The following is a 17,110-nucleotide window of genomic DNA, read 5'->3' as shown; positions in this document are numbered from 1 at the left end:
CACGTCGGACCTTCTCGGCCTTCCTCGGAACGGGCTACTCCGCGTTCGGTCGGACGTCGTCGATCCGGAAGAGCACACACCGGCCGGCCAGCGCGGCGAACTCGTCCGGATCGGCACTGGTCACCACCCCGGATTTGATCATGACCGGCACACCCGTGGGCACCAGCCGCGGAAACTCCCGCAGCACGGGTTCGCTCTCGCTCGCGGGGATCTCCACCAGGCGCACGACGCGGCGACGCCGTCGTAGTTTCAACTCCGCGGTGTCCGCGGCCTGTACGTTCTTCACCCAATCCGCACCGGGGATACCGCCGAGAACATATTCGACACCGTTGTATTCGAACGGCGTCACCGGTGTGGTCCGGGGTTTCCCCGACTTCCGGCCCGGCACGGTGAGCAGCGCCATCGGCAGCGATACACCCACCCGGCTGACGGCGGTCATCGCCCGGTTCATCGGTTTGAGCCAACGGGGGATTCGGACGTTGCCCTCGTCTGTCACGGTGCACTCCTGGGGAATTCGGTATCGACGGCCCACGTCGAGCTGAGTGGGCCGGGGCGAGATCATACCGTGGCGCCGCACGCAGATCGATGGATCAACTGGCTGGGGAGCGTGGATGCCGGGTACGTGACGCCGTCACCGCCCCCTCGTTCGCCGAAGCACGACGATCGCATGGTCCCAAGCCGCACCGAGTTCGCGGCGCGCCATGGGGAGGGGTAACCGGACGGGGGCGGCCCGGTGAGTTCCCTCCGTGCGCAGCGAAAAGGCAGGCAGTATTGTGCAAGAAATACAATGAGTATCTGCGCAATGTGCACTGCGCACAATTCACGTGAATATTCGATGGCTCCGTCATTCGTGATTCGCCGAGTGATCGGAGTATTTTCTGGTTGTGAGAATCCTGCAGACCGGACGGCCTACCCGATGCTAGGATTCGCCACCGTAAACGGATCGGCGCGTGCGATGCGGGGGCTCACCGGGCGGCTCTGCGATGTAGTCGATCTGGGCGCCCGTGCCGCATCACGAGTACCGCGGCGGTCGGCCGAGAAAGCGAACGTGGCCGCCGACGAATTCGACCTGCGGAATAATCGGATACAGGAGATTTTCGACGAGGAAATAAAGCCGGCTCTCCTCGCCGACCGGCCGGGTCGCCCCCTGAAACAGGTGGATGAAACTGTACTGTATGTCGTCGGCGGACAGCCCGGTGCCGGAAAATCGACACTGGTGGACAGTATTCGCGAACGACTGTCCGATACGGGCGGCGCGGCATTGATCCAGGCCGACGAGCTGGAGAAATTCCATCCGGCATACTCACGTCTCTATCGGGAGAACGATTTCACGGCACACGACCGTCTGTATCCGACAGCGCAGAAGCTACGGAACGTATTCGATGAGTTCCTGATACCGCGGCCGTACAACGTGCTACTGGAGGGCGGTAATACGGATCCCCGGGGCACGCTCGCTCGAATCAAACGGATAGGAGAAAGCCGGAGCCGGACGGTCATGGAAGTGATAGCCCTACCGAAGGAGCAGAGCGACCTGGCCAGGTTGGAACGCTTCGTGCACGCTCGTGAAACCGATGGATTCGGCCGCTATCTCACCCGGCAGACGCACAACACGCTGTATCTGGGCTCCGCGGAACTGGTTCGACTGATCGAATCGGAAAGACCGATTCCGGTGGATCTTTTGCGGATCCGTACCCGCGTCGAGATCCTCTTCGAAAACCATCGGATCTCCGATGAGCAGTGGCACGACTCGCCGCATGGTTGGGCAACGCTGGAGGCCGAGAGAAACCGGGAGTGGACAAGCGAGGAGCGCAGAACCTTCGAGGACCGAGTCGCCAGGTTGGGCGACCTCGTGGACGCGCGGATGAACGAGGATCCGGCCCGCTGGGCGCCGCTGGTGGACGAGATCGAGGGGATCCGTGTCCTCGCGGCGCCCAAGTTGTCCAGGTCTGCGACGTAGGGATGACGACCGGCTGCGCGGGCTCCGAATCTCTGTGGCCGAAGTAGTATTCCATGGCCGCGTTGTCCCGGATCGATGTCATTTGTCCGGGCCGGAGCCCGCCTGTGGGTTCTCAATGGTGGCGGCCGGGGCGCGGTGTGCGACCTTGTGCTCTGCCGGTGGCGAGTCTGTTGTCGGTCGATGGTCATGTCGAGGTGAGTGGGTTGGTCGCTCTGCCGGAGGGTTTTCCGCTGGCGGTGTGTGAGCCGGTACTGGGTCCGTTTCCGCGCGGAAATCCGGAGGCGTTGCGAGCGGGCGGCGATGCCTGGGAGCGGGCGGCACGCAGATGTCGGTCGGAGGCCGCCGAGCTGGCGGGCGTGGCATCGTCGGTGCCGGGGTGCCTATCCGGTGACACGGCGGTCGAAGCGCAGCGGGTCGTCGCCGGGTCGGCGGCCCGGAAGCATGATCTGGCCGGTTATTGCGAGAGCAAGGCGGTGGAATGCCGCGAGACGGCCAACGCTGTCGAACTGGGACGGTTCACCTGGATCGTCATGGGTTCGGCGATGGTGGTGGAGTTGCTGGCGTCGCTGGTGATGCCGGTGGGCGGGGTGGCGGCGGCAGCCGCGGCGCGGGCGGCGGCGCGGAGAGGATGGCAACTGGCATGGGGGCAGTTGATCGAATCGGTGGTGGCGTTGTGTGCCCGGTTGTCGGCCTCGCGTGCGGCGTTGATCGGCCAGGGAATCGTGGCCGGTGCAGTGTTCGGCGGTGGCGTCACCTGGGGTGGGCAGGTGTGGCAACTGCGGCGAGGGGATCGGGAGACGATCGACTGGGCAGCGGTTACGGTGTCCGGCGCCGGAGGCGCGGCCGGCGGCGTGGGTGCGGGTGTGTTGTACACGCGGCCGGTGGCGGGGGTGCTGGCGCGGTTGCAGGCGTCGGGGACACGGGGAGCGAACGCGGTGGCGATGCTGGTGGCCGGTGGCGCGGCCGGGGTAGCCGGTGGGGTTACGGGCACCTTGGGAGGTGCGGTGGCGGCGAGTACGTACAGCGGGGACCCCGTGCTGCCCGATGGGTCGGAGTTCTATCTGGGCGCGATCAGCGGGGCTCTGGAGGGTTTGCTTTCCGGAGGTGTCCACACCATCGGCCATTCGGCTACTCCGCCGCGTCCACCGGCCGGGTTGCTCGGCGGCCCTGCCGGACCCCCGAAACCGAACGACCTGGCCGAAATCTTCACCCGCGCCATACATGGGCGCACATCGGGTCCGTCCGGTAGAGCTGACCTACCTCGCCTCGCGGCGACCGACGCCGCACCCCCGTCAGCTCGTCCCGGCGATATGCCGCCGACTGCCCGGGCGAATCCGGTAGAAGCCGGTGCGGAATCGGTTGTCGGGACAGCCGGAACCTCGACCGGTCCCGGCGCGCCGCCGGCGGATCACCTGACGCCCAGCGACAGATCGGCGACAGCCCCGGGTCCCGGCCGCAGCACCCCGGACGTCACGGCAGCGGCCGGCCCCACCGCCCGTTCCGGCGTCGACGCACAGCCCGGGCCCACCACGTACGCCGCCCCGGCGGGTCGCTCGGACATCGTCACCCGGTACTCGACCCGTCCCGCCGCCGACGCCGACGACACATTCGCGACCACCGCGGCCCCCACATCCGAAAGCCGGGCCACTGCCGACCCACCGGCCGCCGTCACCGAGACCCACACCACGGGCAACGTCGTCGCCACCGACATCCCGGCGGGGGCCGATGGTGCGGTGAATGCCGCCGGCCCGCGCAATTCGACTGTTCCCGCTGCTTCCGATCCACCCGTCGAAACCCCGGCCACATCACTTCTCGCCGGTGCGCACAACCGACCCGAACCGCAACCGGTCGTTCCGGGGATCCACATCGCCGAACACTACACTCCACCAGGGCATCCCAACCCGGAGCACACCCCCTCACCCTGGCGGTCCCAGCGCACCCCGCCACCGGAACCCGGATCCCACGCATCCCCGGTGGGGACCGCCGCCGACCCCCGGCCGTAACAGCCACGCCCGCCGGTGTTCCCCCCGTACTCGGCGGCGGCGCTCCCCCGCAGCCGCGGCAGCTCACCGGGAAAGTCCGGCCGCCGATGAGCGAGGGTGGCGGCAGCGGCGCCTCCAGGACGAGTCCGAATTGGCGCGAGCGCTCTATCACCGACCGGAGACCAGGCAAGCCGCGATCGCGGTGATCGATCGATTGCGCGCCGTCCTTTCCACCCTGCATCCGCAAGCGACTCGCGAGCAGATCGACAATGCGTTCTACGCGCCCGCGGACACGACCTCGGGCGGAATGGTATTGCGCGCTGTGCCGTTGGACGAGCTGCGGCGGGACGGGAACTTGCGCGAGTTGATGGCCGCGGTGCAGAACGCGATGTGGCGGAGCCGCGATATTCCCGACCCGTCGGGTACGACCCTGGACGACGGTCTTGCGAGATTGCTGAACCGGCCGGACTGGGCGGAGCGAGCAGAGCGGCTGGGGTTGAAAGTCGATGCGCTGGCCGGGGTGCGCGCATCGGTCACCGGCGGCGATCCGAGCGCGGCGATCGCGGCACGAGAGCTCCGCTTCGTTCGCCATGCCGTGAGCGACCCCGGGCATCGGGCGATCAGTGAGGAAATCATCCACAGTGGTGCGATCAGGGGACCTCGTGACACACCCGAGCAAATACGCCGGAGACTCACTGTTCAGGACTGGAGCCTGCTCGGGATGCCGTTGTCGGTCCGGGAACTGGAAGCGATCCCCGGCGGGCTGACGGCGCTTCGGAAGTCCGTGCTCGACCCGCACCGGCCGTTACCGTGGGACAACCGGGGCCGAGTCGATGTGACAGCGCTGGAAACGCAGCTGGCCGCCGAGGACCGCGCATTCCGCCACGCCCTTCCGCTATACCGGTACGACGAGGGCGGCCGCCGGGTCCGAGACGAATCCGGACAGGCTGTCGTGGAGAGCGTATTGGTATACCACGAGGAAGGACCGGTCGACGCCGAGACCGCGTTGCGACTCGATCCACACCGTTTCGCTGTTCCCCTGACCTGGTCGCCGGGTGCGGTCCGGTTCGAGTTCGAGAAGGACGGTGAATGGTTCCGCCGGACCGCCGTGGAGCGTGGAGTTCCCGTCGGGACCGGTGTTTCGGGAACAGCGGCGCGAATCGCCTCCCGATTCCACTGGATCATGCCGCGCAGTGTTCCGGATCTCGATTTCGCAGGAGCGATTCTCTCCCTCCTGCTACCGCAGCATCATTCTCTCTACGAAACAGTGCGGGGGATGCAGATGGTCGGAACATCGGTGGTGGATCCGGCGGTTTTCCGGGCCTCGGACAGTATGGTCGCGGATCTGTACAGAGCGGTGTTCGACCGGTTCGGTGTGCCCGCACCGGACGGTTCGGCACGGGTCGCTCCGTTTTCCGGTTGAGGGATCGGCGTGAACCCGGCCGAACCACACGGCGTCCACGCGGCCGACGGGGCAATCGGCCGCCCCGGCCACGCGGGTCCGCGGCCGCGAGTACCGCAGAAGTGGCCGGGCTGTACCCCGAGGGCGGAACAACCCGGAGCTCCCGTGACGGAAGGTAATCGATTCGAGGAGCGATGATGTGGCGCGATCACCCGGCCCGGACCAAGTCGGAGCCGGTCGACGGCGATCATTGTGCATCCTCGCTACGTTCCGCACCCCGTAGCTCACGTGGCTGTCTCGCCGCGAGGTGGGTACGCCGAGTCGTCGGAAGACTCGCGGCAACCTCTCGGGCGAAAGCGGAACCGCGCATTGCAAATCGAATACGAAGTGGTCGATGCCGGGCGGTCGGTATGGATCGGGCCTCTTCCTCGAGTAGGGTCGCCTCGGGCGTTCCGGTGGCGTCGGCAGAGCGGCTTCCGGGCGCCCTCATCCACCTGCACATATGGAGTGACACAGTTGATTTCGCCGCCGCCCGACGCTCAGTCCACCGTACTTCCGCTCATCCACGGATCACCACAGAGCACCGACGGGCCCCGGGTTCCGTTCTACGCAGAGGAGATCGCGCAGGACCCGCACCGCGCCTATCGCGAAATGCGCAGCCGGTACGGCGCGTTGGTACCGGTCGAGTTGGCTCCCGGCATCCCGGCGACCCTCGTCGTCGGCTATCACACCGCCGTGCGCATCCTCAACGATCCCGAGCACTTTCCGGCGGATTCCCGTATCTGGCAGCAGGACATCCCGCGTAGTTGCCCCGTGCTTCCGCTGCTGGAGTGGCGTCCGTCGGCTGTCCGGAACTCCGGCTCCGTGCACGCCCGTTACCGGCAGGCGACCGTTGCCGGGGTGAGCGGGGTCGATCTGTTCTCGCTACACGGCCGGGTGGAGAAGATCGCCGTACCGCTCATCAACGCTTTCTGCGCCACCGGTTCGGCGGAACTCATCGGGCAGTACGCGTTCCCGCTGACCTTCGCCCTCGTCAACGACATAATGGGCTGTCCGGCCGAGATCAGTCAACGCGCGGCCGCCGGAATGGCCACCATGATCGAGGGATCGTCGGCGGCCGCCGCCGAAGGCAACGCCATGCTGGAACAGGCCATGGCCGATCTGGTGAACCTCAAGAAGACCGAACCCGGTCCGGATATCGTCACCCGGATGGTGCGCGACCCGGCGAACCTGGACGACGAGGAGCTGCTGCACAATGTCTACAGCTTCTTCGGAGCGGGAATCGAACCGCTGCAGAACCTGATCGTCAACTCGCTCCGGCTGATACTCACCGACGAGCGTTTCGCCGGCGGCATCATCGGTGGGAGCCTGTCGACCCGGGACGCGGTGGACGAGGTGCTGTTCACCGACCCGCCGGTAGCGAATTACGCGGTCTCCTTCCCCCGCCAGCCGGTGCTGATCGACGGTGTCTGGCTCCCCGCCCATCAGCCGGTGATGATCAGCATCGCCGCGTGCAACAACGATCCCGCCATCGGCACCGGGGCGTATACCGACAATCGCGCCCACCTCGCCTGGAGTGTCGGAGCGCATATGTGCCCGGCCAAAGAGGTGGCCTACCTGATGGCGCAGGAGGCGATCGACCAGCTGCTCGACGCACTGCCCGAACTGCGCCTCGCCGTACCGGCCGAGGAGCTCGCCTGGCGCCCGGGACCTTTCCAGCGTGCGCTCACCGCGCTGCCGGTGGAGTTTCCCGAATCGGCGCCCTTGACGATCTAGCCCGGCGAACCCAGGATGCTGCTGGGCTCTGCCAGTTCCGCACTGCTGCATACCGTGGATACACCGATCGTCATCGTTCGCGCGTGACCGGCGCCGACGTAGCGCCGGGCGGACTCCGGCGGGCGGATGCGGCTCGCCGGTCGCGGGCGTGCGCCGCCAGCACCGCGATCTCGGACGCGATGCCCGAGGAAAGTGTCGCTATATCGGGAGTGGTGTCGTAATCGCCGGTGACCCCGAAGGACAGTTGGTCCCGGTAGCTCAGGATCGCGACGGTCGTGCGAACCCGCAGCGCGATGGGAATACAGGGCCACAACTCCAATACCGTCCGGCCGCCCAGCAGCAGGCAGCGCCGGGGGCCGGGAATATCGGTGGCGAGGGTGACCACACCGCGCTGCGGGAACGACACCGCCAGCCGGAACACCTCCGCCACGAATCCGAAGGGAAGCCACCGCGACCAGCCGAGCAGTGCCTTTTCGGTATCGGCTTCTCCGCGGGCCCGGTGCCGCCGGACCTGCTCGTGGACGACGGCCAGTCGTTCGACCGGGTGGTCCACCTCCACCGGCAAGTGCGCAATCATCGCGGATACTCGGTTGTCGAGTACCTGCCCGGCGTCTCGCGTCCGGGTCGAGATCGGTATCACGATGCGCAGGTCGGTCGGTGTGGGTTGTTCGCCACGGCTGAGCAACAGCCGCCTGTAGGCCGCGGCGATCGCGGCCACCGCGACATCGTTCACGGTGACGCCGAATGCCGCAGTGACTTCCCGGACCTGTAACAGGGACGTGCGCACCACTCGGTAGCGGCGCTGCCGCCCGAGCGGCCCGTTGAGCGACGAATCGCTCGCGGGCGCGATGGCCGCGTACAGAACCGGGGCGAGGACGCGAACAGTTCGCACGGCCGAGCGGGAGAACGACACCGGCAGCCGCGCGACTTCCAGCACTTGTCGCAGAGCACCACCGTCCGGACGTTTCTGCCTCGTCCCCGGTAGCCGGACCGGATCAGCGGCCGGGTCGCAGAAACTCTCCAGCAGCGTGATCTCGGAGATACCGTCGAGCATGGTGTGATGGGCTCTGACGATCAACGCCCAGCGGTCCCCGGCCAGCCGATCGACCACAACCACTTCCCATAGCGGGTGGTCACGATCCAGTCGCTCGGTCAACTCGATCGCGATCAGCTCCTCCAGTTCGGCCTCACCCGCCGGTGCGGGGAGCGCCGTCCAACGGACGTGCCGATCGAGATCGAAATTCGCGTCGATCTCCCAGATCGGAGCGCGGAGATCCAAAGCGCGGCGCCGGATCCGCTGTCGCAAGCGGGGAAGCTTCCGGAGCCCGCGTTCCAGCCAACCGAGCAGTTCGTTTCTGGACGGGGGTGGTCCTTCGAGGATCGCCGCCGTCCCGATGCCCAGGCTGACCCGGGGATCGGTGTCCTCCATCTCCAGGAAGCCCGTGTCCAGCGGGCCCAGTTCGGTCATTGTGAACCTGTTCCGGCGGGCGCGCCGGCCGCGCCGCCTGGTTGCGCACCCTCCCGGACCCGATTCTCGCGCGTCCGGCCGCGACCGGCGAGATGCCCAGGTCACCGCGAATAGTGACCTCCGTCCCGGCATCCGGAGCCGGGAGAAGGTGAGTTTCCGTCTGCGGTACGGAAGCTCCGTCGTCGGGGTACCGCGCGCCCTCGAGGACCAACGCCCCGGTCGACGGCGACGTGCGGCCCGTGCGCGCCGGTGCCGGGGGACCGAAGCTGGGGAGCGACCTTATCGCCTGGAGGTGAGCTCGATATGTTGCAGCCGACGCTGCCGCTGGGGCGGGTGGCCGGTGTGCGGCTGGGCGCGCACTGGTCGGCACTGGTGACAGTGGGTGTGTTCACGTGGATTCTGGCATATGTACTGGCCGCTGATTCCGGATACTCGGTCGCAGTGTGGGTGGGCGCGGCGACCGGCGCAGTCGGCCTGCTGGCGTCGCTGGTGCTGCACGAACTCGCGCATGCCGTCACCGCCCGCCGTGGCGGACTGCCGGTCGAGCAGGTGGTGTTGTGGTTGCTGGGCGGCGTCGCCGCGTTCGGTCGTGAACCCGACGATCCCCGTGCGGATCTGCGGATCGCGCTGGCCGGTCCGTTCACCAGCTTCGTCCTCGCGGCCGGGCTGTTCGCGGCCGGCGGTATCGCGGCAGCGCATTCCGGTGCTGTGCCGGCCGGGGTGCTCTTCTGGCTGGCGACGATGAACTCGGTGGTGGCCGCGTTCAACCTACTGCCTGCTGCGCCGCTGGATGGCGGACGGGTGCTGCGGGCACTGGTCTGGTGGCATACCGGCGATCGGTTGCGGGCTACCGCGGCGGCTGCCCGCAGTGGTCGTGTCCTCGGGACCTTCCTGATGATCGCCGGCGCCGCCGAACTGGTGTTGATCCGCAGCGCGGCCGGATTGTGGCTGCTGCTTCTGGGCTGGTTTCTCGCTTCGGCGGCTGCTGTGGAACTCGCCGACGCGGCCCGTCGGCACCAACTCGGCCGGATGCGGATACGCGATGTGATGACTACCCATCCGACCACGGTTCCCGGCACGTGGACTGTTGCCGATCTGGTCGGCTCGGATATCCTGCGCGGCACGCGGCACGGTGTCTTCCCGGTGGTCGACGAGAAGTATCATCCGGTGGGCCTGCTCACCTGGGCAGCGTTGGTCGCTGTGCCCGTGGCGGAGCGCGAGACGACGACGGTGGGCCGGGCCGCCCGCCCGGTGCCCGAAGCGGCACGCGCGCATCCGGACGAACTGCTGGCAGAGGTCTGTTCCCGTGTTCTGCTACGGCCCGATACCGACCTCATCACCGTGCTCGACGACCACAACAGGATCGTCGCCGTGGTCACGTCGACCGATGTGACACGAGCGTGCCAGCGCAGCGCGCTGGGAATCACCGCCCGGGCCGGAAGCTGAGGAGGATACGGCGCTTTCCGGTATCGATCGATCCTCGCTCACGCCACGGCCCGGCGACTCGGGGACACGGGCATTGCGGCCATCGACTCGAGGGCTTTCTTCCCTGCCCGGCGCTGTCTCCCGGCGGGATGCTCGGTATTGATCCTGACCGTCGGCCCGCAAACGAGCGGAACGGCGGCGCAGGCGGCGGCTCGATGTCCCGGGTAGTGAAGGAGGACAGCCGGTGGTACATGTCGCATCTGGTACGCAGGAACCCGCGGCACCCTCGGTGCTTGCGGCGTCGAACGGATTGCGCGGCCGGACGGCGGACGAGGTGGTCCTACCGGGACCCGGTCTGCGGCCGATTCGCGCGTGGATGCCGCCTGCCGGGTCCGGTCCCGGAGCGGTCCGCGCGGGGACCGGCATGCGTTCGTGGTCCACCCGGGGGCGGATATGACATCTACGAGCAGACATGACGCCGTCTCCTCCGCGCAGTGGACGCCGATCGAGAAGACCGCGGCCGAACGCGCAGCGGCGAAGCTGACCGACTACGACCGGGAACGCCGGATATTCGACTGGCGGACAGCACGATCGGAGTTGACGGGGATGCCCGGGGGCGGCGTGAACATCGCCGTCGAGACGGTGGACCGCCATCTCGGCACGCCGATCGCCGACAGGGCGGCCCTGTGCTGGCGTTCCGCGGCCGGCGACCGTACTGAACTGACGTACGCGCAGTTGGCATCGCTCGGTGATCGTTTCGCTTCTGTGTTGTGTGCGCTGGGCATTCGGCCGGGCGATCACATAGCTCTGCTGCTGGGGCGCACTCCGGAGTTGTACATCGCGGCATTGGGGGCGTGGAAGGCCGGTTGCGTAGTGGTACCGCTGTTCTCGGCGTTCGGGCCCGAACCGGTACGGCAGCGGCTCGAGATCTGTCGCGCTACCACCCTTGTCACCACGACATCGCTGTACCGGCGGCGAGTCGAGCCGGTGCGCGGCGCACTGCCGAGCCTGCGTCATGTACTCGTCGCCGACGCGGCTCTGTCTGTCGAACCGGCCGACGGCGCCATCAGCATGCCGATGGCCGTGGCCGCCGCCGAGGAGCAGTTCCCACCGGTGTGTACTCGCCCGGAAGATCCCGCTCTGCTGCATTTCACCAGTGGTACCACCGGTAGACCGAAGGGCGCGGTCCATGTGCACGAAGCCGTTCTCGCCCACCGGATCACCGCGCGCACCGCGCTCGATCTGGGTCCCGGTGACAGCTACTGGTGCACCGCCGACCCGGGCTGGGTCACCGGAATGTCCTACGGGGTGATCGCGCCGCTGAGCCTGGGCGCGACGGTTGTCAGCGATGAGGGCGAGTTCGATACCGAACGGTGGTATCGCATCCTCACCGAGGAGCGCGTGTCGGTGTGGTACACGGCCCCGACCGCATTGCGGATGCTGATGCGCCGCGGCGACGAGTTGCCCGTGGGGACCGATCTGTCCGCGCTACGTTTCGTGGCCAGTGTCGGGGAACCGCTCAACCCGGAAGCGGTCGAATGGGGTCATCGCGTGCTGGGTCACCCGGTCCACGACAATTGGTGGCAGACCGAGACCGGTGCCATCATGATCGCCAATCTGGCCGCCGAACAGGTGCGTCCGGGGTCGATGGGACGACCTCTACCCGGCATCGATGCCACGATCCTGCGCAGCGGCCGCGACGGCCGCGCCGCGGTGACCCGCGGCATCGTCGAGCAGGCGGATATCGGTGAGGTCGGTGAGCTGGCGTTGCGGACCGGCTGGCCGTCGATGTTCCGCGACTACCGAGGCGATCCCGACAGGTATGCCCGGGCCTTCGCCGGGGGCTGGTATCTGTCCGGCGACCTCGCCCGCCGCGACGACGACGGCTACTACTGGTTCGTCGGGCGGGCCGACGATGTGATCGAATCGGCGGGTCATCTGATCGGGCCGTTCGAAGTGGAGAGCGCGCTGATGGCCCATCCGGCGGTCGCGGAAGTGGGGGCCATCGGCGTCCCCGACCCCGTGGTGGGTGAGCTGGTGAAGGCTTTCGTACTACCCCGTCCCGGTTATCCACCCTCCGGCAGCCTGCGGACCGAACTGCTGGCCTTCGGTCGGCGTGCGCTGGGCGCGGTGGCGCCCAAACAGATCGTCTTCACCGAGGCCTTGCCGCATACCCGTAGCGGCAAGGTGATGCGCCGGCTGCTGAAAGCGCGGGAACTCGGATTACCCGAAGGCGATGTGTCGACACTGGAGACCCTCCGGTGACGGCGACCGAGTCGGTGATCGCGGTGGAACCCGGTCCGCTGCTTCCGCCGGCCGAGCGAATCGATCTGCTGCGGCAGATGATTCGCATCCGTCGTTTCGAAGAGCGCTGTGTACGGCTGTACAGTGCGGAGAAGATCCGCGGTTTCCTGCACCTGTACATCGGCGAGGAGGCGGTCGCCGCCGGTCTGCTCCGCGAAATAGGCCCGGCCGACGCGGTCGTCTCGACCTATCGGGAGCACGGCCACGCGCTGGCCCGGGGGATTCCGATGCCGGATCTGATGGCCGAGATGTTCGGCCGGGCGACGGGATGCAGTGGCGGGCGTGGCGGTTCCATGCATCTTTTCGACGCCCGCCGTCGCTTCTACGGTGGTAACGCGATCGTGGCCGGGGGCCTGCCGCTGGCGGTCGGGCTGGCACTGGCCGATGCGATGCGTGCGGAGCCGATCGTCACCCTGTGCCTGTTCGGAGACGGCGCGGCCGCCGAGGGGGAGTTCCACGAATGCCTGAATCTGGCTGCGCTCTGGCATCTACCCGTTCTCTTCGCCTGCGAGAACAACCGGTACGCCATGGGCACCGCGCTGCGCCGTGAACACGCGGTCACCGATCTGGCACTGCGTGCCGCGAGCTACGGGGTGATGTCCTGGCCGGTCGACGGTATGGACGCCGAAGCGGTGGCGTCGGCCGCGCGGCGCGCGGTGGCTTCGATTCGCGGTGGTGCCGGCCCCTGCTTCCTGGAACTGCGAACGTACCGTTTCCGTGCCCATTCGCTCTACGACGCCGACCGCTACCGCGACAAGGCCGAGATCGAGCAATGGAAGACACGGGACCCGATTCCGCACCTGTCGGCCGAACTCCGCGCATCCGGTGACCTGGACGAGGCGGGGCTGATCGCGCTCGAGGAAGCCGTCGTGGCGGAACTGGACGAGGCGATCGCGTCCGCCGAGCAGGCGCCGCGGGAACCGGTCGCGGATCTGACCCGTCATGTGTACGCGGAGCGGCGATGACCACCTATCGGGAAGCATTGCGCGAAGGACTGCGCGAGGCGTTGAACCGCGACGACCGCGTATTCCTGATGGGTGAGGATGTCGGTGCCTATGGTGGTTGTTTCGGAGTCAGTCGCGGTCTGCTCGACGAATACGGCCCACGACGTATCCGGGATGCGCCGCTGAGCGAGTCGGCGTTCGTGGGGGCGGGAATCGGTGCTGCGCTCGGCGGACTGCGGCCGGTGGTCGAGATAATGACCGGCAACTTCAGCCTGCTGGCGTTGGATCAGATCCTCGACAATGCGGCGACATTGCGGCATATGTCGGGCGGCCAGTTCGGTGTGCCGTTGGTGATCCGGATGGCTACCGGTGCGGGCCGCCAGCTCGCGGCTCAACACTCGCACAGCTTGGAGGCCTACTACGCGCATATCCCGGGATTACGGGTGGTCTCGCCGGCGACTGTGGCCGATGCTCGCGGCATGCTGTGGACGGCACTACAGGATCCGGATCCGGTGGTGGTCTTCGAACCGATCGCACTCTACAACCTCGAGGAGGAATTGCCCGAGGACGCGGGGGCAGTAGATATCGAGCGGGCGGTGATCCGCCGGGTGGGAACGGATGTGACCATCGTCGCCTACGGCGCGACCGTGTCTGTCGCCGCCACGGCCGCGGAGCGTCTGGCGGCGAAGGGTGTCGCCGCGGAACTGATCGATCTACGCACACTGCGACCACTGGACGAGGGCACGATATCGGAATCCCTCGCACGCACGCACCGGTTGGTGATCGTGGACGAAGGCTGGCGCAGTGTCGGTATCGCCGCGGAGATCGCCGCCCGCGCGGCCGAACACGCCTATTACGACCTGGATGCTCCGGTGGGCCGGGTGTGTACCGCGGAGGTGCCTATCCCCTATGCGCGGCAGCTCGAGGAGGCCGCACTTCCGCAGCCCGAGCAGGTCATCGACGCGGTGGCCCGGGCGGTGGGCTGAGATGACCGAGTTCCGGATGCCGTCGCTCGGTGCGGATATGACCGAGGGCACGCTGCTGCACTGGCTGGTGCGTCCGGGAGACTCCGTGCACGCCGGCGATGTAGTGGCGGAGGTCGACACTACGAAGGCCGCTATCGAGATCGAGTGTTTCGACGACGGCATCATCGGTGACCTCCTCGTCCCGGAGGGCGAGAAGGTGCCCGTGGGCACCGTGCTCGCGACCATTGACTCGACAGCACAAGCGAAATCCCCTGGCATCGAAACGAAGTCACGCAGCGATGTCGGGTGGCCCGCATTCGGTGCCACTGCCGATGACGTCGGTGCCGGACAGCACCGCGAACAAGCAACGAACGGCCCGGCACCACACGATTTCCGGGCGACGCCCCTGATCCGGAAGCTGGCCGGCGAGGCGGGGATCGATCTGGCGACGGTGCACGGGTCGGGCCCGGCCGGACGGATAATGCGTGCCGATATCGATGCGGCGGTGTCCGCCCGCGAACCGGTCTCATTCACCGGCCGTCGCCCGGATTCTCCGGGGGGCGCCTCCCGCGCCGCCGACGGGCAGGGGCCCACTCCAACGGTGCGGCCGCCATCTCGGCGTGCGTCCGGGTACGCGCGCCGGTTGGCCGCTTCGCTCGGCGCCGATTTGGCCACGCTGACCGGCACCGGGCCGGGCGGGGCGATCCGTGCCCGCGATGTCCACGCCGCGCCCGCCCCGGTGTCGCCGGCGACGGCAGATACTTCCGGTCCCACGGCGGAGTCGGCCGAAGCCGTGGCAGGCGGCCGGGATCAGGCGGCGATCCGGCGACAGATCGCGGCGGCGATGACCCGGTCCAAACGAACTGTGCCGCACTACTATTTATCCGACGTGGTCGATGTGGACGCCGCTGTCCGCTGGTTGCGGGAGGTGAATCGGAACGCGCCGGTCCCGGACCGGATCGTGCCGTCCGCCCTGCTGCTGTGTGCGACCGCCCGGGCCGCCGCGCGGGTAGGCCAGTTGAACGGTCACTGGATCGACGACGAATTCCGGCCCTCGTCTCGTGTACATCTCGGCGTGGTCGTTTCTCTGCGCCGGGGCGGCATACTCGTGCCCACTGTTCCCGATGCCGACCGGCTGTCGCCCGCGCTGATGATGGCCGCGCTCCGCGGTGTCGTCACCCGGGCCCGTGCGGCCCGGCTGCGTTCCTCGGACACTGCGGAAGCCAGTATCTCCGTGACCAATATCGGTGAAGCCGGGGTGCGCACGATCTTCGGCGTGATCCCGGCACCGCAGGTCGCGATCGTGGGTTTCGGGACCGTCGCCGATCGCCCCTGCGCGATCGGTACAGCGGTCGCTGTTCGGCCTCAGGTCACGGCCACGCTGTCGGCGGACCATCGCGCCAGCGACGGTGCGCTGGGCGCGCGCTTCCTGACCACTGTGCGGGAACTGCTACAGCACCCGGAGGAGTTGTGACCATGGAATCCAGGACTCTCACGCGCGAGCAGGCCGAAGACCTGGTGCGTAAGTCGTTGCGCGGCTTCGATACCGATGAGCAGATCGCCGTGCTCGATGCCGACCGAGCCCTGCGTAGCACTCTGGAATTGGACTCGATAGATTTTCTGACCTTCGTCGAACGCCTCTCCGCGGGTTCCCGGCGAATCGACGAAAGTGATTACCCCAGGCTCACCACGATCCGGTCCTGTGTCGACTTCCTGACCGAGTCCGGCTGATCCCGAGGCGAGCCGGCTCAGACGTCGGCCCACGATTTTCGGGTGCCTCGAACGACCATCCAGGAGACATCCTGATTCCGGATCCTCGGACACCGGCAGATCGCCGATCGGTTCGCCCTCATCGGGGCCGAGCCGCCGAACCGGTCAGAGAATCCGGTTGTGGCGCAAGGAACGGAAGGAGAAGAAACCGCCGGCGACCGGTAACCAGAAGGTCACCAGCCGGAACGTGAGTACACCGGCCAGCGCGGGCCCGGCCGGCACGCCGACCACGGTCAGCCCCGCGACCAGGGCAGCTTCGACCACGCCGAGCCCTGCGGGTGTCGGGCCGGCCGCGCCGAGCGCCGACCCCGCCAGGTATGCGGCGGCGAGCCGGGCCGGGGACACCTGCTGCCCGAAGGCTGCCAGCGCGCAGCCCAGTGCCGCGATGTAGGCGATGTTCACGCCGAGCTGTCCGCCGAACAGCAGTGTCGCCCGTCGCGGCCGGCGGAGAATATCGGTCATCGAATGGAGCGCGTCCCGCGTCTCGGCTATCAGCTGCGGCCGTCGCAGCGCGATCCAGGCGATCGCAGCGGCGACCGCTGCCGCGACGCCGACGCCGATCAGCGCGATCCGGCCGCCGCCCGGTGGCGTGGCGAGCACGGGACCGGTACTGCCCAGCCACAGCCCCACCCCGGCCAGCTCGGCGATGTGCAGCACGAAACCGGTACTCACTGTCAGCGTGACGGCCGCGACGGCTGTGACTGTCGGTACTCCGGACCGCTCCAGGTATCGCTGGTCGACGGCGACCGCGCCGAGCCCGTAGGGCAGGAAAAGGTTGGCGAAGGAAGTCGCTATCTGTACCTTCAGGGTTCGGCGAAAGCCCAGACGGCGTGGACACGCACCCAGCAAGGCCAGCGCGGCCGCCGCGTAGGTTCCCAGTGACATGGCCAGAGCGGCCCCGACCCACGGCCATCGCGCTTCCTGGAGAACCGCCGCACTGTGGCCCAGTCGCCCGGCCTGGGGCAGCAGTATGCAAGTGGCCGCGCCTGCCGCCACGATCCAGCCGATCGCGCTCCAGCGCCGTCGAGGAATCGTTTCCGGTTGTGCGGGACTGCGCGATGAGTTGCTCATACTGGCTCGTCCTGTGCCGGGGGCTCACCGCACTCTCTCAGTTGTC

At 67.8% G+C, this 17,110-nt stretch carries 13 protein-coding genes; 10 read left to right on the top strand and 3 right to left on the bottom strand.

Going from position 1 to position 17,110, the window contains the following annotated elements:
* Positions 1-34 precede the first annotated feature (34 nt).
* Positions 35-496, bottom strand: a complete 462-nt coding sequence (locus tag ACWEWT_RS11095) for a nitroreductase family deazaflavin-dependent oxidoreductase (protein ID WP_452558175.1) — start codon at positions 494-496, stop codon at positions 35-37.
* A 306-nt stretch (positions 497-802) separates the two neighbouring features.
* On the opposite strand from ACWEWT_RS11095, the gene ACWEWT_RS11090 reads away from it, so the two are divergent.
* From ACWEWT_RS11090 to ACWEWT_RS11075, 4 genes are all read left to right on the top strand, one after another.
* Positions 803-1,957, top strand: a complete 1,155-nt coding sequence (locus ACWEWT_RS11090) for a zeta toxin family protein (protein WP_452558174.1) — start codon at positions 803-805, stop codon at positions 1,955-1,957.
* 158 nt (positions 1,958-2,115) lie between these two features.
* Positions 2,116-3,960, top strand: coding sequence for a WXG100-like domain-containing protein (locus ACWEWT_RS11085; RefSeq protein WP_452558173.1), 1,845 nt, complete (start codon positions 2,116-2,118; stop codon positions 3,958-3,960).
* A gap of 130 nt (positions 3,961-4,090) precedes the next feature.
* A complete protein-coding gene (locus tag ACWEWT_RS11080; RefSeq protein WP_452558172.1) occupies positions 4,091-5,362 on the top strand; it encodes a hypothetical protein in 1,272 nt (423 codons plus the stop codon).
* Positions 5,363-5,857: 495 nt separating this feature from the next.
* The gene (locus tag ACWEWT_RS11075; protein WP_452558370.1) at positions 5,858-7,117 is read left to right on the top strand and encodes a cytochrome P450; all 1,260 of its coding nucleotides are present in this window, start codon (positions 5,858-5,860) and stop codon (positions 7,115-7,117) included.
* 70 nt (positions 7,118-7,187) lie between these two features.
* Here ACWEWT_RS11075 and ACWEWT_RS11070 read toward each other — a convergent pair whose 3' ends face one another.
* Positions 7,188-8,585, bottom strand: a complete 1,398-nt coding sequence (locus ACWEWT_RS11070; protein ID WP_452558171.1) for a wax ester/triacylglycerol synthase family O-acyltransferase — start codon at positions 8,583-8,585, stop codon at positions 7,188-7,190.
* Between the two features lie 303 nt (positions 8,586-8,888).
* Between ACWEWT_RS11070 and ACWEWT_RS11065 the strand changes: the two genes are divergently transcribed.
* The 6 genes from ACWEWT_RS11065 to ACWEWT_RS11040 all read left to right on the top strand — a co-directional run bounded on the left by ACWEWT_RS11065 (position 8,889) and on the right by ACWEWT_RS11040 (position 15,954).
* Positions 8,889-10,031 carry a site-2 protease family protein gene (locus tag ACWEWT_RS11065; RefSeq protein ID WP_452558170.1) on the top strand — a complete coding sequence of 381 codons (1,143 nt, stop codon included), beginning with the start codon at positions 8,889-8,891 and terminating at the stop codon, positions 10,029-10,031.
* A 432-nt stretch (positions 10,032-10,463) separates the two neighbouring features.
* Entirely contained in the window at positions 10,464-12,275 is a 1,812-nt protein-coding gene (gene acsA, locus ACWEWT_RS11060) for an acetate--CoA ligase (RefSeq protein ID WP_452558169.1), read from the top strand.
* Between the two features lie 38 nt (positions 12,276-12,313).
* Positions 12,314-13,279 (top strand): pyruvate dehydrogenase (acetyl-transferring) E1 component subunit alpha, encoded by a 966-nt coding sequence (pdhA, locus tag ACWEWT_RS11055; protein WP_452558369.1) that lies wholly within the window; start codon positions 12,314-12,316, stop codon positions 13,277-13,279.
* Positions 13,276-14,244, top strand: coding sequence for an alpha-ketoacid dehydrogenase subunit beta (locus tag ACWEWT_RS11050; RefSeq protein ID WP_452558168.1), 969 nt, complete (start codon positions 13,276-13,278; stop codon positions 14,242-14,244). Before pdhA ends, ACWEWT_RS11050 begins: the two co-directional genes overlap by 4 nt.
* Position 14,245: 1 nt before the next feature.
* A complete protein-coding gene (locus ACWEWT_RS11045) occupies positions 14,246-15,697 on the top strand; it encodes a 2-oxo acid dehydrogenase subunit E2 (protein ID WP_452558167.1) in 1,452 nt (483 codons plus the stop codon).
* Positions 15,698-15,699: 2 nt separating this feature from the next.
* Positions 15,700-15,954, top strand: a complete 255-nt coding sequence (locus ACWEWT_RS11040) for a hypothetical protein (RefSeq protein ID WP_452558166.1) — start codon at positions 15,700-15,702, stop codon at positions 15,952-15,954.
* A gap of 144 nt (positions 15,955-16,098) precedes the next feature.
* On the opposite strand, the gene ACWEWT_RS11035 is transcribed toward ACWEWT_RS11040, so the two are convergent.
* Positions 16,099-17,064, bottom strand: a complete 966-nt coding sequence (locus tag ACWEWT_RS11035) for a lysylphosphatidylglycerol synthase transmembrane domain-containing protein (protein ID WP_452558165.1) — start codon at positions 17,062-17,064, stop codon at positions 16,099-16,101.
* Positions 17,065-17,110: the final 46 nt, after the last annotated feature.

This window comes from Nocardia sp. NPDC003963, from assembly GCF_053605105.1.
Note: the sequence above shows the minus strand (reverse complement) of the source record. Positions and strands in the feature narration are given on the sequence as shown.

Coding starts and splice junctions, on each gene's coding strand:
- ACWEWT_RS11090 (WP_452558174.1), top strand. CDS start 803: ATGTGCACTGCGCACAATTCACGTGAATATTCGATGGCTCCGTCATTC.
- ACWEWT_RS11070 (WP_452558171.1), bottom strand. CDS start 8,585: ATGACCGAACTGGGCCCGCTGGACACGGGCTTCCTGGAGATGGAGGAC.
- ACWEWT_RS11065 (WP_452558170.1), top strand. CDS start 8,889: ATGTTGCAGCCGACGCTGCCGCTGGGGCGGGTGGCCGGTGTGCGGCTG.
- acsA (WP_452558169.1), top strand. CDS start 10,464: ATGACATCTACGAGCAGACATGACGCCGTCTCCTCCGCGCAGTGGACG.
- ACWEWT_RS11050 (WP_452558168.1), top strand. CDS start 13,276: ATGACCACCTATCGGGAAGCATTGCGCGAAGGACTGCGCGAGGCGTTG.
- ACWEWT_RS11045 (WP_452558167.1), top strand. CDS start 14,246: ATGACCGAGTTCCGGATGCCGTCGCTCGGTGCGGATATGACCGAGGGC.
- ACWEWT_RS11040 (WP_452558166.1), top strand. CDS start 15,700: ATGGAATCCAGGACTCTCACGCGCGAGCAGGCCGAAGACCTGGTGCGT.
- ACWEWT_RS11035 (WP_452558165.1), bottom strand. CDS start 17,064: ATGAGCAACTCATCGCGCAGTCCCGCACAACCGGAAACGATTCCTCGA.